The 23,180-nt window shown below is 40.6% G+C and carries 20 protein-coding genes; 4 read left to right on the forward strand and 16 right to left on the reverse strand.

The window, feature by feature from the left end; translation table 11 throughout:
* Nucleotides 1–24: 24 nt before the first annotated feature.
* The 8 genes from sucD to sdhC form a co-directional block, all read right to left on the reverse strand.
* Complete coding sequence (sucD, locus tag AAEY57_RS04235; RefSeq protein WP_024603036.1) at nucleotides 25–897, reverse strand: succinate--CoA ligase subunit alpha; 873 nt, start codon at nucleotides 895–897, stop codon at nucleotides 25–27.
* A complete protein-coding gene (gene sucC, locus AAEY57_RS04240; protein WP_008464053.1) occupies nucleotides 897–2,063 on the reverse strand; it encodes an ADP-forming succinate--CoA ligase subunit beta in 1,167 nt (388 codons plus the stop codon). Before sucC ends, sucD begins: the two co-directional genes overlap by 1 nt.
* A 176-nt stretch (nucleotides 2,064–2,239) precedes the next feature.
* Nucleotides 2,240–3,757, reverse strand: coding sequence for a 2-oxoglutarate dehydrogenase complex dihydrolipoyllysine-residue succinyltransferase (gene odhB, locus AAEY57_RS04245; protein WP_350606560.1), 1,518 nt, complete (start codon nucleotides 3,755–3,757; stop codon nucleotides 2,240–2,242).
* Between the two features lie 3 nt (nucleotides 3,758–3,760).
* A complete protein-coding gene (gene sucA, locus AAEY57_RS04250) occupies nucleotides 3,761–6,589 on the reverse strand; it encodes a 2-oxoglutarate dehydrogenase E1 component (protein ID WP_350606563.1) in 2,829 nt (942 codons plus the stop codon).
* A gap of 87 nt (nucleotides 6,590–6,676) precedes the next feature.
* Complete coding sequence (locus AAEY57_RS04255; protein WP_008112091.1) at nucleotides 6,677–7,393, reverse strand: succinate dehydrogenase iron-sulfur subunit; 717 nt, start codon at nucleotides 7,391–7,393, stop codon at nucleotides 6,677–6,679.
* A 10-nt stretch (nucleotides 7,394–7,403) separates the two neighbouring features.
* Complete coding sequence (gene sdhA, locus AAEY57_RS04260; RefSeq protein ID WP_013465011.1) at nucleotides 7,404–9,176, reverse strand: succinate dehydrogenase flavoprotein subunit; 1,773 nt, start codon at nucleotides 9,174–9,176, stop codon at nucleotides 7,404–7,406.
* A complete protein-coding gene (gene sdhD / locus AAEY57_RS04265) occupies nucleotides 9,177–9,524 on the reverse strand; it encodes a succinate dehydrogenase, hydrophobic membrane anchor protein (RefSeq protein WP_013465012.1) in 348 nt (115 codons plus the stop codon).
* Nucleotides 9,515–9,892: a succinate dehydrogenase, cytochrome b556 subunit gene (gene sdhC, locus AAEY57_RS04270; RefSeq protein WP_076916082.1), complete on the reverse strand. Its 378-nt coding sequence runs from the start codon at nucleotides 9,890–9,892 to the stop codon at nucleotides 9,515–9,517. The genes sdhD and sdhC overlap by 10 nt, the downstream gene beginning before the upstream one ends.
* 406 nt (nucleotides 9,893–10,298) lie before the next feature.
* On the opposite strand from sdhC, the gene AAEY57_RS04275 reads away from it, so the two are divergent.
* From AAEY57_RS04275 to AAEY57_RS04285, 3 genes are all read left to right on the forward strand, one after another.
* Nucleotides 10,299–11,585 (forward strand): citrate synthase, encoded by a 1,287-nt coding sequence (locus AAEY57_RS04275; RefSeq protein WP_013465014.1) that lies wholly within the window; start codon nucleotides 10,299–10,301, stop codon nucleotides 11,583–11,585.
* A 111-nt stretch (nucleotides 11,586–11,696) separates the two neighbouring features.
* Nucleotides 11,697–12,923 (forward strand): SufS family cysteine desulfurase, encoded by a 1,227-nt coding sequence (locus AAEY57_RS04280; RefSeq protein WP_350606566.1) that lies wholly within the window; start codon nucleotides 11,697–11,699, stop codon nucleotides 12,921–12,923.
* A 12-nt stretch (nucleotides 12,924–12,935) separates the two neighbouring features.
* The gene (locus AAEY57_RS04285; RefSeq protein ID WP_055012089.1) at nucleotides 12,936–13,352 is read left to right on the forward strand and encodes a SufE family protein; all 417 of its coding nucleotides are present in this window, start codon (nucleotides 12,936–12,938) and stop codon (nucleotides 13,350–13,352) included.
* 34 nt (nucleotides 13,353–13,386) lie between these two features.
* Here the strand turns inward: AAEY57_RS04285 and tcdA are convergent, their stop codons facing one another.
* Genes tcdA through AAEY57_RS04320 form a run of 7 tightly spaced genes read right to left on the reverse strand, consistent with a single transcriptional unit; the run spans nucleotide 13,387 to nucleotide 20,847 of the window.
* Nucleotides 13,387–14,184, reverse strand: a complete 798-nt coding sequence (gene tcdA, locus AAEY57_RS04290) for a tRNA cyclic N6-threonylcarbamoyladenosine(37) synthase TcdA (protein ID WP_350606569.1) — start codon at nucleotides 14,182–14,184, stop codon at nucleotides 13,387–13,389.
* A complete protein-coding gene (locus AAEY57_RS04295) occupies nucleotides 14,185–14,865 on the reverse strand; it encodes a TIGR01621 family pseudouridine synthase (protein WP_058154677.1) in 681 nt (226 codons plus the stop codon).
* Entirely contained in the window at nucleotides 14,858–15,622 is a 765-nt protein-coding gene (gene kdsB, locus AAEY57_RS04300; RefSeq protein WP_350606572.1) for a 3-deoxy-manno-octulosonate cytidylyltransferase, read from the reverse strand. Before kdsB ends, AAEY57_RS04295 begins: the two co-directional genes overlap by 8 nt.
* Nucleotides 15,610–15,807 (reverse strand): Trm112 family protein, encoded by a 198-nt coding sequence (locus AAEY57_RS04305; RefSeq protein WP_008112074.1) that lies wholly within the window; start codon nucleotides 15,805–15,807, stop codon nucleotides 15,610–15,612. Before AAEY57_RS04305 ends, kdsB begins: the two co-directional genes overlap by 13 nt.
* Nucleotides 15,797–16,777: a tetraacyldisaccharide 4'-kinase gene (gene lpxK / locus AAEY57_RS04310; protein ID WP_350606576.1), complete on the reverse strand. Its 981-nt coding sequence runs from the start codon at nucleotides 16,775–16,777 to the stop codon at nucleotides 15,797–15,799. The genes AAEY57_RS04305 and lpxK overlap by 11 nt, the downstream gene beginning before the upstream one ends.
* Nucleotides 16,774–18,519, reverse strand: a complete 1,746-nt coding sequence (msbA, locus tag AAEY57_RS04315; RefSeq protein WP_013465021.1) for a lipid A export permease/ATP-binding protein MsbA — start codon at nucleotides 18,517–18,519, stop codon at nucleotides 16,774–16,776. The genes lpxK and msbA overlap by 4 nt, the downstream gene beginning before the upstream one ends.
* Nucleotides 18,520–18,579: 60 nt before the next feature.
* The gene (locus tag AAEY57_RS04320) at nucleotides 18,580–20,847 is read right to left on the reverse strand and encodes a DNA internalization-related competence protein ComEC/Rec2 (RefSeq protein WP_036954649.1); all 2,268 of its coding nucleotides are present in this window, start codon (nucleotides 20,845–20,847) and stop codon (nucleotides 18,580–18,582) included.
* Here AAEY57_RS04320 and AAEY57_RS04325 point away from each other — a divergent pair.
* Nucleotides 20,827–21,333 carry a DUF2062 domain-containing protein gene (locus AAEY57_RS04325; protein WP_013465022.1) on the forward strand — a complete coding sequence of 169 codons (507 nt, stop codon included), beginning with the start codon at nucleotides 20,827–20,829 and terminating at the stop codon, nucleotides 21,331–21,333. The genes AAEY57_RS04320 and AAEY57_RS04325 overlap by 21 nt on opposite strands.
* A 97-nt stretch (nucleotides 21,334–21,430) precedes the next feature.
* Here the strand turns inward: AAEY57_RS04325 and AAEY57_RS04330 are convergent, their stop codons facing one another.
* Nucleotides 21,431–23,170, reverse strand: a complete 1,740-nt coding sequence (locus AAEY57_RS04330; protein ID WP_036954646.1) for a DUF3466 family protein — start codon at nucleotides 23,168–23,170, stop codon at nucleotides 21,431–21,433.
* Nucleotides 23,171–23,180 lie beyond the last annotated feature (10 nt).

The following is a 23,180-nucleotide window of genomic DNA, read 5'->3' on the forward strand; positions in this document are numbered from 1 at the left end:
GCCTTTTTAAAGAATAAACGCTGATTACCAGCCTGTTTTTTCTTTAAGTGCTTTACCAATATCAGCCAGTGAACGTACAGTTTTTACGCCCGCAGCTTCTAATGCAGCAAATTTCTCATCAGCAGTACCTTTACCGCCTGCGATGATTGCGCCAGCGTGACCCATACGCTTACCTTCTGGTGCAGTAACACCAGCAATGTAAGAAACAACAGGTTTAGTTACGTTAGCTTTGATGTACTCTGCAGCTTCTTCTTCTGCAGTACCACCAATTTCACCAATCATTACGATTGCTTCAGTTTGGTCGTCTTTTTCGAACATTTCTAAAACGTCGATAAAGTTAGTACCTGGGATTGGGTCGCCACCAATACCAACACACGTAGACTGACCAAAACCAGCATCTGTAGTTTGCTTAACCGCTTCGTACGTTAAAGTACCAGAGCGAGAAACAATACCTACTTTACCAGGCTTGTGGATGTGACCAGGCATGATACCAATCTTAGTCTCACCAGGAGTGATAACACCTGGACAGTTAGGACCGATCATACGTGTACCTGTTTGATCTAGTTTAACTTTAACGTCAACCATATCAAGTGTAGGAATACCTTCAGTAATACAAACAATTAGCTCGATGCCAGCATCGATAGCTTCTAAGATTGCATCTTTACAAAAAGGTGCTGGTACGTAGATAACTGATGCAGTTGCGCCAGTTGCTTCTACAGCATCACGTACAGTGTTAAATACTGGAAGACCAAGGTGCGTTTGACCGCCTTTACCTGGGCTTACACCACCAACCATTTGTGTACCGTACTCAAGCGCTTGCTCTGAGTGGAAAGTACCTTGACCACCAGTGAAACCTTGACAGATAACTTTTGTATCTTTATTGATTAATACAGACATTATTTGCCCTCCGCAGCAGCAACAACTTTTTCAGCCGCGTCTGTTAATGATTCAGCAGCGATGATGTTTAGATCAGACTTAGCAAGTACTTCACGACCTAGTTCAGCATTAGTACCTTCTAAACGTACAACTACTGGTACTGTTACACCTACTTCTTTAACTGCGCCAATGATGCCTTCTGCAATCATGTCACAACGAACGATACCGCCGAAGATGTTAACTAAAACAGCTTTAACGTTGTCATCTGAAAGGATAATTTTGAATGCTTCAGATACACGTTCTTTCGTTGCGCCGCCACCAACATCTAGGAAGTTAGCTGGCTTGCCACCGTGTAGGTTTACGATGTCCATAGTACCCATTGCTAGGCCTGCACCGTTAACCATACAACCTACGTTACCATCAAGGGCTACGTAGTTAAGCTCGAAGCTTGCTGCGTGAGCTTCACGCGCATCTTCTTGAGATGGATCGTGCATTTCACGGATTTTAGGTTGACGGTAAAGTGCATTACCATCGATACCGATTTTACCATCTAGACAGTGAAGGTTACCTTCATCTGTGATTACTAGCGGGTTGATTTCAAGTAATGCGAAATCGAAATCGTTGAACATATTACCAAGACCCATGAAGATCTTAACAAACTGTTTCATTTGCGTTGGGTTAAGACCCAATTTAAAACCAAGCTCACGTGCTTGGTAAGCTTGAGGACCTACTAATGGATCGATCTCAGCTTTGTGGATAAGTTCTGGTGTTTCTTCAGCAACAGTTTCAATTTCAACGCCGCCTTCAGTAGACGCCATGAACACAACTTTACGAGAAGCACGGTCAACAACAGCACCTAGGTACAGTTCGTTAGCGATGTCAGTACAGCTTTCTACTAAAATTTTAGCAACTGGCTGGCCTTTCTCGTCTGTTTGGTAAGTAACTAGGTTTTTACCTAACCAGTTAGCTGCAAACGCTTTAACTTCGTCGATAGTTTTAACTAGCTTTACACCGCCAGCTTTACCACGTCCACCTGCGTGAACCTGAGTTTTAACAACCCACATATCGCCGCCAATTTTTTCAGCAGCTGCTGCAGCTTCTTCAGGTGTATCGCAAGCGAAACCTTGAGAAACTGGTAAACCATATTCGGCAAAAAGTTGTTTTGCCTGATACTCATGCAAATTCATGATGCTTTATCCAATTTTTTATATTAAAAGAGCTGAATATTTATGCAAATAAACAACTATCCCAAATTGCGTGCCTAGTATAGATCTCATGGCGCTACATGAAAACCCCAGTATGACCTTAGGCGCAAAAAAAAAGCTGTGATTTTAACTCACAGCTTATATTTCATACTACTTAATTAAACATCTAGCAGTAAACGTGTTGGATCTTCAAGTAACTCTTTAATTGTTACTAAGAAACCAACTGATTCTTTACCATCGATTTGGCGGTGATCGTAAGATAACGCTAAGTACATCATAGGTAAGATTTCAACTTTACCGTTTACAGCCATTGGACGATCTTGGATTTTGTGCATACCCAAAATTGAAGACTGCGGTAAGTTAATAATTGGAGTAGATAGTAACGAACCGAATACACCACCGTTGGTGATAGTGAAGTTACCGCCGGTCATATCGTCAAGTGTTAGCTTACCATCACGACCTTTAAGCGCTAGCTCACGAATACCCTTTTCGATTTCTGCAACAGATAGCTTGTCACAGTCTTTAAGTACAGGTGTTACTAAGCCACGAGGTGTAGAAACAGCAATGCTGATGTCGAAATAGTTGTGGTAAACAATATCATCGCCATCAATTGATGCATTCACATCTGGGAAACGCTTTAACGCTTCAGTCACTGCTTTCACGTAGAAAGACATGAAACCTAAACGGATACCGTGGCGCTTTTCAAATACTTCTTGGTACTGCTTACGAAGATCCATGATTGGCTTCATGTTAACTTCGTTAAATGTAGTTAACATTGCAGTAGAGTTTTTCGCTTCAAGAAGACGATTCGCAATTGTTTTACGTAAACGTGTCATAGGCACACGTTTTTGTGTACGGTCACCCATAGGTGCTGCTGGCGCTGCTTCTGATTTTGCCGCTGGTGCAGGTGATTTTAAGAATTGATCAACATCTTCTTTAGTCACACGACCATTTTTGCCTGAACCTTTGATTTTTGATGCATCAAGGCCTTTCTCAGCAATTAAACGACGAACTGATGGCGTTAACACATCTGAACCCTCACTTGAGCTTTCTTCTTTGGCTGCTGGTGCGTCCGCTTTAGCGTCAGATTTAGCGGGTGCAGCGCCTGCTTTTACTTTACCAATTACTTGCTCACCAAGAACAGTGTCGCCTTCGTCATGAATGATTTCACCCATAACGCCGTCTTCTTGGGCAACCACTTCAAGTACAACTTTGTCTGTTTCGATATCTACCAAGTTTTGGTCGCGTGTTACCGCGTCACCTGGTTGAACATGCCAAGTAGCAATTGTTGCATCTGCAACTGATTCTGGAAGTACAGGTACTTTAATATCCACTTCTTTACCTTCTGATGCTGGTGCTGATTGCGCCGCCGGCGCGTCTTCTGATTTTTCTGATGCTGAGCTATCTTCTTTTGGCTCTTTACTTGGTGATGCTTCTTGCGCATCACCAATTAAACCGATCACTTGGTCACCAAGTACCGTAGCACCTTCTTCTTGTGAAATTTCAGTGATTACACCGTCATTTTGTGCAACCACTTCTAAAACCACTTTGTCTGTTTCAATATCTACTAAGTTTTGGTCACGGCTTACTTTGTCGCCAACACTTACATGCCATGTAGCAACGGAAGCATCTGCAACCGACTCAGGAAGAACAGGAACTTTAATTTCTGTGCTCATTGCTTATCCTTTCTTTTCTATAGTAAGCGCGTCGGCAACGAGCGCTTGTTGTTCTTTAGTATGTACTGACATATATCCACATGCAGGAGATGCTGACGCCTTACGACCTGCATATTTCAATTTTGCACCTTGAGGAATTGCATCAACAAAGTGATGTTGTGAGCAGTACCAAGCGCCTTGGTTTTGCGGCTCTTCTTGACACCACACAAAATCAGTAACGTGCTGGTAGCGTTCAATAATTGCTTTCATTTCGTCATGTGGGAACGGGTAAAGCTGTTCAACACGAACAATTGCAATATTGTCTTGCTCAAGTTTACGACGCTCTTGTAATAGTTCGTAGTAAACTTTGCCGCTACAAAATACAACACGTTCAACTTTCTTAGCATCAATCTCATCAATCTCATCAATCTCATCAATGATATTGTGGAACACACCTTCAGATAACTCTTCAAGTGTCGATGTTGCTAATGGATGACGTAATAACGATTTCGGTGTCATTACAATCAATGGACGACGCAGTGGTCTAACTGATTGACGACGTAGCATTGCGTACACTTGAGCCGGTGTTGATGGTACACACACTTGCATATTGTGATCAGCACAAAGCTGTAAAAAGCGTTCTAGACGAGCCGAGCTGTGCTCTGGACCCTGACCTTCATAGCCATGAGGTAACAAACACGTTAAGCCACATAAGCGACCCCACTTTTGCTCACCTGAACTTAAGAACTGGTCAAATACCACCTGTGCACCATTAGCGAAATCACCAAATTGTGCTTCCCACAATACTAATGAAGTCGGCTCTGCAGTTGCATAACCATATTCAAATGCTAATACCGCTTCTTCAGACAGTACCGAGTCAAAAACTTCAAACGTACCTTGATCTTCACTAAGGTTCTGTAATGGTAAATACGTTGCACCATCTTTTTGACTATGAACAACCGCATGACGGTGGAAGAAGGTACCACGGCCTGAATCTTGTCCAGTTAGACGAATATCAGTGCCTTCAGATGCAATAGTTGCATACGCTAAAGTTTCTGCCATACCCCAATCAAGTGGTTTTTCGCCAGCAGCCATTGCTTTACGATCATCGTATATTTTTTTAACACGAGATTGTGCTTTGTACTCTTCTGGGTAACTTGCAACTAAGTTACCAAGTTCTTTAAGCTTTTCTACCGAAACGCTAGCATCGTAATCAACACTCCATTCATGGCCTACATACTTAGCCCAATCTGAAGAGTGTGATGTTTCTGGCTGTATTTCTTCAACAACACAGTTGCCATCGTCTAAACCATTACGGTAATCATCAGCAAGCGCTTTCACTTCATCTTCTGTGAAAGAACCTTCAGAAATCAGCTGATCCGCGTAGATTAAGCGAGGTACTGGGTGTTTTTTAATTTTTTGGTACATAATTGGCTGTGTAGCGTTAGGCTCATCAGCTTCGTTATGACCATGGCGACGGTAACAAACAAGGTCAATCACAACGTCACGTTTAAACTGATTTCTAAAATCAAGCGCGAGTTGAGTTACAAAAGCAACCGCTTCAGGATCGTCAGAGTTTACGTGGAAAATTGGCGATTGAACCATTTTTGCGATATCAGTACAGTAATCAGTTGAGCGTACATCGTCTTTTTTACTTGTTGTAAAACCAACCTGGTTATTAACAACAATACGGATACTACCGCCACAACTAAATGCATTAGTTTGCGATAAGTTAAACGTTTCTTGAACAACACCCTGACCTGCAATTGCTGAGTCGCCGTGGATAGTGATTGGAAGTGCTTTGCTGCCTGTTTTGTCATTAAGACGATCAAGACGTGCACGCACAGAGCCCATAACCACCGGGTTTACGATTTCTAAATGCGACGGGTTAAACGCAAGTGCCATGTGCACGTTGCCACCTTTAGTCGCGAAATCTGATGAATAACCCATGTGGTATTTAACATCACCTGAGCTTAACGTTTCTTTGTGCTTGCCAGCAAACTCATCAAAAAGTTCTGATGGATTTTTGCCTAGCACATTAACAAGAACATTTAAGCGACCGCGGTGAGCCATACCAATAACGGCTTCTTTTTGGCCACTTTCACCGGCGCGGTGAATAAGCTCTTTTAACATAGGCACTAACGCATCGCCACCTTCAAGTGAGAAACGCTTAGCACCCGGGAACTTAGCCCCTAAATATTTTTCAAGACCATCAGCCGCCGTTAATCCCTTGAGGATTCGTAGCTTTTCATTTTTATCAAATTTTGGCCTAGACTGAACAGACTCTAAACGCTGTTGTAACCAACGCTTTTCTTCTGTTGATGTGATGTGCATATACTCGGCGCCAATAGAACCACAGTAAGTGGTTTTTAGTGCTTGGTATAACTCACCTAAAGGCATAGTATCGCGGCCAACGGCAAACGATCCTACGTTAAATTCGCGGTCAAAGTCAGCATCCGATAAGTCGTGGTACTCTAGCTCTAAATCTCGTACACGTTCTCGTTGCCAAATACCTAGTGGATCTAGGTTTGCATTTTGGTGTCCACGAAAACGGAAAGCATTAATAAGTTGCAGTACTTTAACCTGTTTAAGGTCGCCACCACTGCCCTCTGCTACCACTACTTCTCTATGCTTGTTTTTAGCAAGCGCCGCAAATTGTGAACGAACTTCTGAATGTTTTACTTCAACATCCACACCATCTACTTTTGGTAACTGTTCGAACACTTCTCGCCATTCTTCTGGCACCGAAGTCGCATCGTCTAAATACGCTTCATAAAGCTCTTCAACATAAGCAACGTTACCGCCGTTTAAATGTGAAGATTCTAGCCATGCCTTCATCACACCTTCGTGCATTTATAAGCCCTTTTTTTTAGCGCAGAAATTAATAGTTATATAACAAGATGGCTAATAAATTATTAGCCATCTTTCGTCTACTAGAAATTAAACCGAGCGGTTTAATAACATAGATTTTATTTGTCCAATTGCTTTGGTCGGATTAAGACCCTTAGGACAAACGCTAACACAGTTCATGATACTGTGGCAACGGAACACACTGAATGCATCGTCTAAGTCAGCTAAACGCTCTTCTGTTGCTGTGTCTCGGCTATCAGCTAAGAAACGGTAAGCATGAAGAAGGCCTGCTGGACCTATAAACTTATCTGGATTCCACCAGAAAGAAGGACACGATGTAGAACAACATGCACATAAAATACACTCGTAAAGCCCATCTAATTTATCACGTTCTTCGATAGATTGAAGACGTTCACCTGCAGCAGGCTCATCATTAATTAGATACGGTTTTACTTTTTCGTATTGAGTGTAGAACTGACTCATGTCAATAACAAGGTCTCGAACAACAGGAAGTCCAGGTAATGGACGCACTACGATTTTACCTTTGCCATTTTTTTGCAGCGTAGATAAAGGAGTAATACATGCTAAACCGTTCTTACCATTCATGTTTACGCCGTCTGAACCACACACGCCTTCACGGCATGAACGACGAAACGATAGTGTAGGATCTTGCTCTTTTAATAGTAAAAGTGCATCCAATACCATCATGTCTTGGCCTTCCTCAGTTTGCAAAGTGTAATCTTGCATACGAGGTGCGTTATCAACATCCGGATTGTAACGATAAACTGAAAATTGTACTTGTGCCATCGTCTCGCTCCTAGTAGGTACGTGCTTTAGGTGGGAAAGCTTCACGTGTTTTAGGCTCGTAGTTTACTTTACGCTTGCTCATTTCATCCGTTACCGGATTAAATACTGAGTGACATAACCAGTTTTCGTCATCACGATCTGGGAAGTCAAAGCGAGAGTGTGCGCCACGGCTTTCAGTACGGAAGTTTGCAGCTACTGCAGTTGAGTAAGCTGTTTCCATTAAGTTGTCTAGTTCTAAACATTCAATACGCATGGTGTTAAAGTCTGATGATTTGTCATCAAGACGCGCGTGCTGTAAACGTTCACGGATTTCTTTAAGTTCAGTAAGACCTGTAGCCATTGAGTCACCTTCACGGAATACCGAGAAGTTAAGCTGCATACATTGTTGTAGGTCTTTCTTGATTTGAACTGGGTCTTCGCCTTGACCAGCTGTTGAGTTTTCCCAACGGTTAAAGCGCGCAAGAGACGCTTCTAGGTCAGACTCTGAAGCTGCTTTAGAAATTTCAACGTCATTTAGGTATTTACCTAAGAAGTTACCTGCTGCACGGCCAAATACAACTAAGTCAAGTAATGAGTTACCACCTAAGCGGTTAGCACCATGTACAGATACACAGGCAATCTCACCAACAGCAAATAAACCTTGTACTACTTTTTCGTTGCCAGCAGCATCGATATTAAGTACTTGACCATTTACGTTTGTTGGCACACCACCCATCATGTAGTGACATGTTGGGATAACTGGAATCGGTTCTTTTGCAGGGTCAACGTGAGCAAATGTTTTAGCAAGATCACATACACCTGGAAGACGTAAGTTAAGCGTTTCTTCGCCTAAGTGGTCAAGTTTCAACTTAAGGTGAGGACCCCAAGGACCATCACAACCACGACCTTCACGAATTTCTGTCATCATTGAACGAGCAACAACGTCACGAGACGCTAAATCTTTAGCATTTGGTGCATAACGTTCCATGAAGCGTTCGCCATCTTTATTTAAAAGATAACCACCTTCACCACGACAACCTTCAGTTACTAGCGTACCAGCGCCAGCTATACCTGTCGGGTGGAACTGCCACATTTCCATGTCTTGCATAGAAATACCAGCACGTGCAGCCATACCAACACCGTCACCGGTATTGATGTGAGCATTGGTTGTTGATGCGAAAATACGACCTGCACCACCTGTCGCTAACACAACTGCTTTTGATTTGAAGAAAGTGATTTCACCTGTTTCAATTTCAATCGCTGTACAGCCTACTACATCGCCATTATCGTTTTTAACTAAATCAAGTGCATACCATTCTGAGAATACATTGGTTTTGTTTTTAACGTTTTGTTGATAAAGAAGGTGTAATAATGCATGACCCGTACGGTCAGCTGCTGCTGCAGTACGCGCAGCCTGTTCACCACCAAAGTTTTTCGATTGACCACCGAAAGGACGTTGGTAAACACGGCCATTTTCAAAACGCGAAAATGGTAAGCCCATGTTTTCTAATTCAGTAATAGCTTCTGGGCCAGTTTGACACATGTATTCGATAGCGTCTTGGTCACCGATAAAATCGGAACCTTTAACGGTATCATACATATGCCATTCCCAGTTATCTTCATGCGAGTTACCTAACGCTACTGTAATACCGCCTTGAGCAGATACAGTGTGTGAGCGTGTCGGGAAAACTTTAGAGATTAGCGCACATGTTTTGCCAGATTCAGTAATAGCAAGAGCAGCGCGCATACCTGCACCACCGGCACCAATTACTACGGCGTCAAATTCACGAACAGAATATTTCACTTAAACACCCCATAAAACGATTAAACCCACAGCTACGTAAGCAACAGCCATTAGGTTTAGTACAAAGCCTAAAAAAGCACGCAATTTAGCGTTCTTTACATAGTCGGTAAGAACCTGCCAAAGGCCGATACGGGTATGAACCATAATGCAAACTAGGGTGATTAACGTTGCCCCTTTCATTGCTAGGTTTGAGAATAGGCCTGTCCAGGCTTCATATGTGACTTCTGGCATTGCTAAAAAATAGCCAATAATAAAGATTGCATACGCGCTGATTATTAATGCCGTTGTGCGTAAAGATACAAAATCTTGTACGCCATCACGTTTAAGAGTTGCTTGATTTAAGACCATATCCACACCCCTGCCAATACAGCAAACACAACGCCAAGTGCCATCGCAATTTTAGCGCTAGTATTGCCTGATTCAAGTTCTTCCCAATGCCCCATATCCATAATAATGTGACGGATACCACCGATAAGGTGATAACCCAATACAGAAAGGGTGCCCCAAGCTATAAATTTGGCAATGAATCCGTTAAACAGACTCTTGACGAATTCAAAACCTTCAGCTGAAGAAAGAGACTCTGACCAAGCCCAAATGACAAACGTTAAAGCAAAAAATAATGCAACACCGGTGACGCGGTGAAAAATTGAAGCTTTAGCCGTTGCCGGCATAGATATAGTTGTTAGATCTAGATTTACAGGTCTTTGCTTTTTCACAGTTACTTGCCCATCTTGCCCGCAGTGGGGCTCATCTACTTGTTTTTCTAAAACCCACCAAATGTTTCTGGTGGAACTATCAAAATAAACGTATTGATACTAATAAAGTTCACTTTTTATGAAAATTATTATGTAAAAAAAAGTTTACCCAAATACAAATTGGTTAAAAACCTCCGTTAGTATATATAGCCGGAGACTCTTTTACAATTCTTGTTTACTTTGAGTCGTTTGCGAATTAGCCAATGGTATAATATTCAATCTATACCGAATATTTATTATACATATGTGCATAATACTTATAAAAATTGACTTTATACCCCTCTTTCACGTTAAAATGTAAAGATGTGCTTAGAATAGATTTTAGAATATAAAAATCAGAATAGTTATCTTAATAGGAGATACATAGATGGCAGATAAGAAAGCCACAGTCCATATTGATGGGCTAGATCCAATCGAACTTCCAATTTATCAAGGTACTGCTGGCCAAGATGTAATTGACGTACGTACACTCGGCTCACATGGTCACTTTACTTATGACCCAGGTTTCATGTCGACTGGTTCTTGTGAATCTACCATCACTTACATCGATGGTGGCAAGGGTGTTTTATTACACCGTGGTTACCCAATCGAACAGTTAGCAGAAAGCTCTAACTACGTTGAGTTATGCTACTTACTATTAAATGGTGAGTTACCAACTAAAGAGCAATACGATGATTTCGCTACAAAAATCACTCGTAGCACTATGCTAGATGAAAAAATCGCAAACTTCTTCCAAGGTTTCCGTTTTGACGCTCACCCAATGGCGATGCTATGTGGTGTGGTTGGTGCTTTATCTTCTTTCTACCATGAAGATCTGGATATCACTGATGCAGTTCAACGTAAAACAAGCGCTATTAAATTAGTTGCTAAGTTACCAACAATTGCAGCAATGGCGTACAAAACAAACATCGGTCAACCATTTGTATACCCACGCAATGACTTAAGCTATGCAGAAAACTTCTTACACATGATGTTCTCTGTGCCTGCTGAAGAATACAAAGTAAACCCTGTCACAGCTAAAGCAATGGATAAAATCTTCATGCTTCATGCTGACCATGAGCAAAACGCATCAACCTCTACAGTACGTTTAGCAGGTTCTTCTGGTGCTAACCCTTATGCATGTATTGCTGCGGGTATTGCATCACTTTGGGGCCCTGCTCACGGCGGTGCTAACGAAGCATGTTTAAACATGTTAGAAGAAATTGGCTCAGTTGATCGCATTGACGAATACGTAGCAAAAGCTAAAGATAAAGCGGACCCGTTCCGTCTTATGGGCTTTGGACACCGTGTTTACAAAAACTTCGATCCTCGTGCAACAGTAATGCGTCAAACATGTCATGAAGTGTTAGCAGAGCTAAACATTCAAGATCCATTGCTTGATATCGCAATGAAACTAGAGCAAATTGCACTAGAAGACCCGTACTTTGTTGAGAAGAAACTTTACCCTAACGTAGATTTCTACTCAGGTATTATCTTAAAAGCAATTGGTATCCCTACCAGCATGTTCACTGTAATCTTTGCAATGGCACGTACTGTAGGTTGGATCTCACACTGGGACGAGATGCTTTCTCAACCTGGCCACAAGATCAGCCGTCCACGTCAGCTTTACACAGGTGAAACACACCGTGATTATAAAGCAACTGACAAGCGCTAAGCATTAAGTTAGTTTAAAAGGCCGCCTCTGCGGCCTTTTTTATTACCTGCTACTTGAGAATTATCTTAAACAGATTACAATTCCTGCCCACTTGATTAACTTTATGAGCCTATGTCTGTGTCCTCGTTTGATCCTAAAAAAATCCGTAATGACTTTCCTACTCTAAATCAGACAATCAATGGCTACTCTTTGGTTTATTTAGACTCAGCTGCAACAACACAAAAGCCACAATGTGTGATTGACGCCACCACACACTTTTACACCTCACAGAATGCAAATGTTCACCGCGGACGTCATACGCTGAGTGAGCAAGCTACAGCGGCTTATGAGCTAGTACGTCAACGCGTTGCTGATTACTTTCAGGTAAGCGGTAATGAAATCGTCTGGACTAAAGGCGCTACTGAAGCGATTAACTTAGTTGCACATGGCCTAAGAAATACATTAACAACAGACGACACCATTTTAATTAGCCCAATCGAGCATCACGCGAATATTGTGCCGTGGCAAGAACTCGCGGCATACACTGGTGCAACGTTAAAAGCGTTGCCACTTAATGACAATGCCACTTTTGATATCAAACAGTGCTGTGACGTGATTAAACACACCAAACCTGCACTTCTTGCAATCACTCACGCCTCTAATGCGCTGGGCAATATTACCGATTTAACCCCGCTAATAACTGCTGCGAAGGCTGTAGATGCGCTAACTTTAGTCGATGGCGCACAAGGCGCTCTGCATTTAAGACCTAATTTAACAGCGCTTAATTGTGATTTTTACGTGTTTTCAGCTCACAAAATGCTGGGGCCAACAGGATTAGGTGGTTTATATGGCCGCTACAGCGCACTTAATGCATTATCGCCTTACCAAACAGGCGGTGAAATGATTGAAAAAGTGACTTTAACTCATAGCACTTATCGTGGTGCACCCGCTAAATTTGAAGCAGGAACCCCAAATATAGCCGGTGTTTTAGGCTTTGGTGCGGCACTTGAGTATTTAATGGTGCTCAATAAGCAAGAATTAAAAGAGTATGAACAGCATGTGTTTATTTATGCAGCAAACGCACTGATGGAAATAGATGGTATTTGCATCTATAGCGACCTAAAATCGAACATTGGTACATTATGCTTTAATTATAAAAATGAACATCCGTATGATCTGGCAACTTTACTTGACGGTTATGGTATTGCAGTACGAAGTGGTCATCATTGTACGCAGCCATTAATGACTCATTTGCAACTAAATGGCTCACTAAGAGCAAGTTTTGCATTTTATAATACGACCAAAGATGTAGACCATTTTATTACTGCGCTCAAAGAATGCATCGCTTTATTAGACTAAATTGGATAAATAATGACACTCACATACCAACTGGTAAGTAAAAAAATTGAACACAGTACAAGCTGGCAACAGAAGTATCGTGAAATTATGTTACTTGGCAAAACACTACCGCCGTTAGCCGATATACTAAAAACAGATGATGCGCTAGTCCAAGGCTGTGAAAGTAAAGTATGGATGTTTGTTGAGTTTGATTTGACAGAAAATGCATTGGTTGTGATTGGTGATTCTGATACGCGAATAGTAAAAGGATTATTAGCGTTAATTTTAGCCCTGTATAACGGTTTGACACCTGAAGAGGTATTAAGCGTTAATGCCTATGAAGAACTTGAAAAGCTCGGCTTAATTAGCCACTTAAGCGCTTCTCGCGGCAATGGGATAAACGCCATGGTGGAAAAAATACAAACTTTAGCTAAACAAAAAGCGCGTTAAGCGCTTTTTTAACAATATGATGTGTAATCTGTAATTAAATGTTCAAGCGTGTACGCTTATCTAAATATTTTCTTACTGCTTTAGCGGCAACAAAAAAACCAAAACTACCGGTGATCATCGTCACCGAACCAAAGCCATTATTACAATCCATATTCATACTGCCATCTGCATTTTGTTTCGCATGGCACACACTGCCATCACTGCCAGGATAAACAAGCTGCTCTGTTGAATACACACAGTCAATATTAAATTTACGTTTTGGATTAGAGCTGAAATTATACTGCTTACGCAAAATATAGCGCACCTTTGCAAGCAATGGATCTTGAGTCGTTTTTGCCACATCTCCAAATGTAATTTGACTTGGATCAGTTTGCCCACCTGCACCGCCCGTGGTAATTATAGGCATTTTATTACGCTTACAGTGCGCGATTAACGCCGCTTTTTCTTTTACCGCATCAATGCAGTCAATAACATAATCAAAACCTTGAATATGCTGTTGAATATTTTCTAGTGTTATAAAATCGTCAATAACATTAACTATACACTCAGGGTTGATAAGCTCGCAGCGTGCCTTCATGGCATCCACTTTTGCTTCCCCAATAGTGCCTGTTAACGCATGAATTTGACGATTAACATTGGTTGCGCATATATCATCTAAATCTATTAGAGTAATTTTGCCCACGCCGGTGCGCGCTAGTGCTTCAGCAGTCCAACTGCCTACACCACCAATACCCACAATACAAAAATGTGCTTGCTGTAACCACTCAAATTGCTGTTGACCATACAGTCGTTTAATACCACCAAAGCGGATATCAGTTACTTGTTCACTCATTTACCAATCCAGTTTCCACGGCGTTTGCCAAGAATTAAAATCTTGATGTTTTATCAATTGCGCATACTCTTCACCAGATTCTGGCAACAGGGTATGTTGTATTTTTTGCCCTTTCCATAAAAAATCCAGCGCAAATGCATGTAAATAGGTACGCTCTGCAGGGCTGCCTGCATAACTCGCATCACCCATTATGGGGGCACCCAAACTCTTTAAAGCAACTCTGAGCTGATGGGTTTTACCCGAATAGGGTTTTAATAGGTAAGCTCTAAAACCACTTTTAAAACTAAATGAATAAAACCGCGTTATAGCGGGATTTATTTGCGAGTTTAATAGTTTAAAAGTACCCCGACGTGACTTCGCCATGTCTCCTTTAACCCAACCTTGCTTTTTTTTAGGCTTAGAATCACTTACAGCTAAATAAAATTTATTAATAGTATGCTCAGTAAACATCTGGGTAAACTTTGCCGCAGCGTCTTTATGCCGCGCTAATATGATCAGCCCTGAAGTCACTTTGTCTAGACGGTGAACCGCAAACAATTTTTCGTTTAGTTGTTGCTCAGCAAGAAACACAAAACCAGGGCTTTCTTCTGAATGAAAATTAAGCCCTGCAGGTTTAGTTATAATATAAAAATCATCGTGCGTGTATTGCACCTTTAACACAGGCGTATCTGCTTTATTCACGCGCTTTACTTTGAATATGCGCAACGACTTTAGCTAAATCCTCTGGTGTATCAACCCCAGCATGAGGGATCACCAGCGCTTGCTCTATTTTAATCGCATAGCCATGGTAAAGCACCCTTAGCTGCTCTAGTGATTCTAAAACTTCTAATGGTGATACCGATAATTGAATATATTGCTTTATAAACCCTGCGCGATACGCGTAAATACCCACATGGCGTTGAAAAGGCGCTAAATTAAGTGGTTGCTGCTCAGCCATCATGGCACTTCTATCAAATGGAATGCTGGCTCTTGAAAAATATAAGGCATTTTTATTAATATCGCTGACCACTTTAACCGCGTTAGGGTTAAACACCTCATCACGCTCTTCAATGGCAACACTTAGGGTTGCCATAGGCGCGGTTGATTGCGCTAATAATGTAGCCACTTGTGACACGTTATCAGGGGATAATAATGGTTCATCGCCCTGCACATTAACTACGATAGTATCTTCTGATAAGTTTAGTAAATCAACGACTTCTGCTAACCGTTCAGTCCCTGATTGATGATCTTCTCGAGTCATCAATACATCATTGGTAAAGTGTTTAGCCACATCAAATACTTTTTGATGATCGGTGGCAATAACCACTTTACTCGCTCCCGACAAACACGCTTTTTCATAGACATGTTGGATCATTGGCTTGCCACAAATATCAGCAAGTGGTTTACCTGGCAAACGAGTAGAAGCGTAACGCGCAGGAATAACAACTACGAATTCCACTTTTCTACCTCTTCAAGAGACAATTCTCGGGCTTCATTTTCAAGTAATACCGGAATATCATCGCGTACAGGATAAGCAAGCTTTGCAGCTGTACTGATCAGCTCTTGGTTTTCTTTATCAAAGCGCAACTTACCTTTACACACGGGGCAAGCAATAATTTCGAGTAACTTCGTATCAAAGGCCATGATGGATCCCTTTTTCTTTTAATAGTAAATTTAATGTGTTTATTACCGCCGCTGTTGGTTTAGCATCAACAGGCAAGTAATACCAATTAGGCTTTGCAAAATCACGGCATTTAACCGCATCTTTTTCTGTCATTAATACACAGTCATCGCCAAATTGAGCGAAATCATCAGCGCTATAAGCATAATGATCGCGAAAATGATGTGTAGACAGTAATTTAATACCTTGTGCTTGCAGTGAAGCCTCAAAACGACCTGGATTACCAATAGCACTCACCGCATGCGCAGCCTTTAAAGGCGTCGCTATATCCGTGTTATCGGCAACGCGTTTAATAACCGATGGCTGCAAGCGATAACTAAACTCATCCTCAGAGCCATTTTCAATTACTAGGTCTACGCTCTTTAATCGAGAGACGGTTTCGCGCAGTGGCCCTGCGGGCATTAGCAAACCATTACCAAATTTTCTTTCGCTATCAACAATACAACATTCTATGCTGCGTGCCATTTTGTAATGCTGCATGCCATCATCAGAAATGATCACATCAAGCTTAAAGTTTGCGTTGAGCTTTTCTATATTGTGTTGCCTATTAGGGCCAACCACTAATGGGCACTGTAAACGATTAAATAAAAGCACCGGCTCATCACCAGCCTCTCGTGTAGTCGTTTGTGCAGTAACCAATAACGGGTAATGAGCTGCTTGCCCGCCGTAACCTCGACTAATTAAACCAACAGATAAACCTTTAGCAGTTAAATAATCATAAAGCCACAATACAAACGGCGTTTTACCATTACCGCCAACGCTTATATTACCAACCACAATAACCGGTGTTTTGCTGATAAACGATTTAAAAATGCCGAACTTATAGCAATATCTACGCAGCAAAGATATACAGCCAAAAATAGCGGACAGTGGTAATAGCAATAATGTAATTAAGCTAAAAGGTTTATACCAGCTTTGCTCTATTTTACTCACCCTTGCTCACCAAACTGCATTTTGCATAACGCAGAATAAGTGCCATCGTTAGCAAGTAAATCTGTATGGGTACCACTTTCAATAACTTGACCACTGTCTATTACATAAATGCGGTCACTATTTTCAATAGTCGATAACCTATGCGCAATTACAATAGACGTTTTGTCTTTCATTAATGTATCGAGGGCATGTTGAATGAGTTTTTCTGATTCAGTATCCAGCGCCGAGGTCGCTTCATCTAAAATTAAAATTGGTGCATCTTTTAATATTGCGCGAGCAATCGCGATACGTTGACGTTGACCACCTGAAAGCATCACCCCATTTTCACCAACCATAGTGTTAAGTTGTTCCGGTAAATCTTTAACAAACTCCCAGACATGAGCTTGTTTAGCCACAGCATGAAGCTCTTCCATCGATACATCGCGTTGGAGGCCATAACAAATATTATTTGCAATCGTGTCATTAAAAAGCACCACTTGCTGCGATACTAAAGCAAATTGACGACGTAAATCGGTGAGCTTATATTCATTTAAAGCAATACCATCCAGTAATATTTCACTGGGCGCTTCTAAATCATAATAGCGAGGTAATAAGTTTGATATGGTGGATTTACCCGAGCCTGAGCGGCCAACAAGCGCAATGCTCTCGCCCGCTTTAATAGTCATAGACAAATTATTTAATACCGGCTCGTCTTTAGTTGGGTATTTAAAGGTGACATTTTTTACCTCAATATGACCTTTAACTTTATCAACCGATAAGGTGCCTGTGTCTTTTTCTATTTCTTCATCTAGCACTAAAAATACACTCTGCGCAGCTGAAATACCGCGTTGTAAATCGCTGTTCACATTGGCAAGCTGTTTTAACGGGCGTAGTAACATCATCATCGAAGAAATGAGCACTACAAAATCCCCAGAGCTAATACTGTCTATCATTGAGGGCATAGACACCACCCATAAAATAACGGCCATTGCACTGGCGGCTAAAATTTGAATGATAGAGACACTTAACGCCTTAGTCGCATCCATTTTGATACGTTGCTGGCGATTATGATTATTAATTTTAGAAAATTGATCGATTTCTTGAGTTTGACCACCAAAGCCGTGGATCACTTTGTGACCACTGAGCATTTGCTCTGAGCTGCGGGTAACTTGCCCCATCGCAGACTGAATATTTTTAGATATATGACGAAAACGTTTAGATACCACCGCCACTATAATAGCCACTAATGGAATAATAACTAAAAAGATTAACGATAATTGCCAGCTGGTATAAAACATAACTGCAAGTAAAAACACCACAAAAGCGCCTTCACGAACTACAATAAGCAATGCTTTGGTAATCGCTTGCTGTACTTGCTCTGTATCAAAGGTAATTTTTGAAATAAGGTCGCCAGTCGAGTTTTTATCATGAAACGATACTGGCAAATGTAATATATGCTCAAATAGTTCTTGGCGAAGCGCACGCACTACCTGCGAACCAACATAGCTTAAACAGTACGATGACATAAAATTAAATACGCCACGCCCGATCACCAACGCAATAACCACAAATGGCGCATAAGTAAGTACCTGACTATTACGCTCATTTAAACCTTCATCGATAAACGGCTTCATCAGTTGGATGAATAATGCATCCATACCTGAATAACCTATCATTCCAATAATTGCGACGATGGCAACCGACTTATAGGCACCAACGTAAGAAACAAGCCGTTTATAAATTTGTGTAGTACTTTGATCCATAACACTCTCTAAAACCACTGACAGCCTCTATTGTATCCTTAGCAACAGCAAAACAAAACGTCAATCTTTGATAAACCAATAACTTTCCTGCGCCCTCGCTGTAGTAAGCTCAAGGTGCTTAGCATAAAAATCAACTCTAACTTGTCCTACATCACCGGTGCTATATTGTTTGGCGTTTATTTTATTGTAACGCTCAACTACCGCTTTACTTGGAAATTGCCACTGACCTTGATAGGCACTTGAATGAATCACAATCGTTGGGTTTACTGCCTTAATAAACTCGTCACTCGAGGAGCTGTCACTGCCGTGGTGTGGGCTTATCAAAACGGTACTTTGTAAATCATCTTCCTTTTTAATTAATTGAGACTCTCGCGTCTTTGATATGTCACCGGTAAGTAGCACACTATAGTTTGCAGCTGAGATTTTAACGATACAGGAATTATCATTACTATTATTAAATTCCTCTTTAGTAAAGGTTTTAATACTCAACCCATGAAAATCGCGTGTTGTTGCTATACAGTCGTTATATACACCATTTGGATGAAAATAATCAAAACTCCATGCATAACCGGCCGCTTTAAAATGCGCAACACCTCCGGCATGATCGTTATCTTGATGACTGACAATCGCAGTACTTACCGTTAGATTATGGGCGTCAATATAGGGTAGTAATACACTAGGCACACGACTAAAGCGATTAAAGTAACTCGGGCCAAAATCATAAATAAACGCATGTTTGTCTTTTTTTATCAGTACCATTAGGCCATGGCCTACATCAAATACGTTCAACTGCCAAAGACTAGATTGCGTAAAATAATAATTAGACAGTAAAGTCAAAAGCGGAATACACGCCAGTACGCGAAGCTCAATAAAATAAAGTAAAGGAACGACACTATAAAGCAGCACCACAGTGGTTATACTTACCTGACCAACATTAAGCCAACGTATGTGCTGCGGTATTGCCAACAACATTTGATAAATATAGGTCAGTGGAAAATCATACAACACAATAAACGCATGCCAGTCGGTTAATAACCCCAGCAACACACTTAAAAATAAAGCAGGCATTAATACAAAAGATAAAATGGGAATAGCGACAAGATTTAAAACTAAACCTGCTAAACTCACGCCATTAAAAAAGTATAATGACAGCGGTAATAAGCCAATAAATAATCCCAGTTGAATAATAAAAAGAGTGCGAATGTTGGCTAACAATGAATTACCTCGCAGCGGAAACTGTTTTAAAACCATAAAAATAATACATACCGCTAAAAAGGAAAAATACAAGCCAGGATTAAGCAAACTAAATGGATTAACCGCTAGAATAATAACCAACGCATATAAAATACTTCGCGATCTAAGCGCTTGCTTCGCTAAATAATAAAGCAACAAATAACAACCCAACATAATTAAGGCGCGGGTTGCCGAAATAATGAAATCACTCAAGTAAACATAAATAAAAGCGGCAACAAAGCCAGCAGCGCTATAAAAAATAGCAATATTTAATGATTGATTTAGTTCAGGCTTAATCAACTTAAGTAAACAGCGCACTGCAAAATAACAAAAGCCGAAAACCAAAGAGATATGCAATCCAGAAATAGCCAGTAAATGACTTAACCCAAGACTTTGCATTAATTGTTTATGCTCAAAGGTCATTAACGACTTGTCTCCGGTTAAGAGCACGTAATATAGCCAATTAAGCTCAGCACTACTTACGAGCTTTTTGACATAAGTGCGATAAGCCGCGATATGATTATTTTGTGGGCGGTTGTAAATCGCTAACTGCTTATTTAATACTGTGCCTTTAAACGCTATTTTTTGTGTAAAGGCATAGAGTTGACTGTCGAACACAGTAAAATTTTTAATCCCCCTAAAATTTTTTAACCTAACTTGAGCAGTAAAAGCATCACCTGGCTGAATAGGTTGTGTTGAATTAATACTTAATAAGGCATTAGGTGCTCTAAACTGACCATATTCGCTATCTTCCAAACGGGTTATTTTCACTTTTACGTATTGTGGAGGTGTTGAAGAAATAACCTCTTCGACAACAACATTGACAGAATAAGCATATTTTTCGTGCTCATTAGGTAATTCAAATGAATAAAACAAGATAAAATGTGCCGCTACACAGCAAATACCGCAAATAAAGCCTAACAATACAGTTAAAAACGGCTTAAAATACGTGCTCACAATGAGGATTGAAATTGTGATAACTGTAAATTCAAGGGTTTGGTAATAAAATACGGTAACAACAACTCCGATAACAAACCCAAGACTCATCCACACAGAAGTAAATGGTTGCTTTAAATGGCTAAAAAAACGATCCAACGGTTTTTACCCGATCCAAATAAAATTAGACATCACAAATCGCTAAGAATATTTGGCCGTCTTTTACATGATGCTAACCTTTGGCATTTAAATAGACGTTCGGCACGAGGTGCTTTTGCTGTTGGGCTCTTTTTTGCTTTCATCCCTGTTCCTTTTCAAATGGTGCTCGCGGCTGCCGCAGCGATAATTTTGAGAGTTAATTTACCCATTTCTGTTGCGCTAGTCTGGATCACTAATCCACTGACTATGCCGCCAATTTTTTACGGCTCCTACCTTGTTGGTACATTAGTACTTAATCAACCAGAACAACACTTTGCGTTCGAAGCCAGTTGGGCATGGTTTATAGAAAGCTTAACGACAATTGGCCCTGCATTCTTAGTCGGTTCTTTGGTATGCGCCTCTATCGCCAGTGTTATTGGCTACTTTGGAATAGATCTAATTTGGCGCCGCTCTGTAAGACGGGCATGGGGAATGAGAAATAATTAGCCTCTCTTCCTTTAAATGCTTACATTACTATAGACAAAAAAAACCCAACATAACAAGTTGGGTTTTTTAGTCGTTCTGTTTAACGATTTAAGCTCATTTAAAATCTAAATACACGTCTTAAACCAACAAGTGGTAGTAATAATAAACCAAACCAAGAAAAACTCGCTGAACTGCGTTCGTAAAATTCAGCATCTGGGGCTTTACAATTCTCAACTTCACCATTAGGGATAGGCGAAAGTTTTACCGCAACGGCTACACTTTCATATTCAATATTACCATTTACATCGGTAACAACTCCGCCCAATGAATTTCGTTTTTCAACTGTTTTAGTCGCAACACCAAATACTTCGTTGTTTTCATTAATCGATTTAGCTTCTACCATTTTATAGCTGAAACTGGTTTCACCATCACTGTCATAACAAGGCAGTAATTTATTTAGGTTAGTGATCTTGTCATCGCCAATTTTATAAATGAAGGCTTCTGAACGGCGGGTGTTCTCAGATTCACCAATTTCACCCTCACCAACAATGTAACCTTGATTATTAATGTCATTTGCATATGAGCTTGAACTTATAAAGTAACCTTCTGGAAACGCGGTCGTGTTTGTATTTATATCATGGTAAAAAAGTTTGTTTCTTAGCGTGCCTTCTATTCGCTTGGTCGCATAACCTACAACAATATCGTTATCGTTGATAGCAAATGCTTTACCACTTTGCCAGTCATCTCTTTGTTCAATAAAATCAACCACTTCACCATCTTTAAAGTAAACTGGCATCGTTAAAATTGTGGAATCTCTATCAAAGTAACGGGTATTAGAAAAACCGGCCGCAACGCCATTTTTATTAACCGCTAATGCATTACTAATAAATGGGTTACTGTCTTCATCTTCTTTTGGTGTCAGCGCTAAACCTAACAATTCTGTTGAGGTTACATTATAGGCACTATCTAATGTCCACTTAACCGCTGTTTTATTAAATAAACCACGTGTGTTACGACTATTAATTGATTCAATACAGGTCATTACAGGTTCATCAAGACCATCACAATTATCAGCAATTAAGGTTTGTCTCTCTGTAGGGATACTCACTGATACATTACCAACAACAACGTAACCCGTGTCAGTGGCAACAATATCAGACGCTTTACTCGTCCCACCATGTTCAGTAAATTCTGGAACAAGCGGCACTTCTACACCGCCTTCAGAAATTAAAATACCACGTTCTATAAACTCTCGGGTAAACCAAGTTTCTTCTTCAGTTTCACCATCTGGTGTAAAAGTGATTTTATCAAACGGTGCACTGCCCCAACCTACGGTCGTACCGTCCTGTGCAACAGCATTATAAAAATTGCTGGTCGATCGCGTTAACCCATCATAATCAACCGAAGCCACATCAAACAAAGATTGCTCTGTAATTACACCACTGTTGTAATTTGTAGCAACAATTGAGCTAATTTTTTGATATTCAAAGTTAGCAGATAAGTTTGACAAAAAACGAACCATAAAAGTATGCGCATCAGCATTGGTATAAATAGCGTCGTTGTTTTCGATGTCATCAAGTGTAAACGTAATTTCTTTGTCACTTAGTTCAAATGAATTTACTTCATTAGTATAAGCGTTCTTAATTAAACTATCGGTAAAATCAATATAACTAATATCAATTGGGATATTGTATAAGCCATTAGCAAGCCCAATGACATGTCCGTTTTCACTCACATCGGTAACATAAGTATGTTTTGCGTTTTCAAAGTTACCTAACTCCGTTAACGCATAGGTAGCACTTAATGCCGATGTACTCAGTGTTGCTAAAACACTGGCCGCGAGTAATTTATATTTCATTTTATTCCTT

The organism is Pseudoalteromonas sp. MER144-MNA-CIBAN-0113 (assembly GCF_040308965.1).
GTDB classification, from domain to species: Bacteria; Pseudomonadota; Gammaproteobacteria; order Enterobacterales; family Alteromonadaceae; genus Pseudoalteromonas; species Pseudoalteromonas tetraodonis.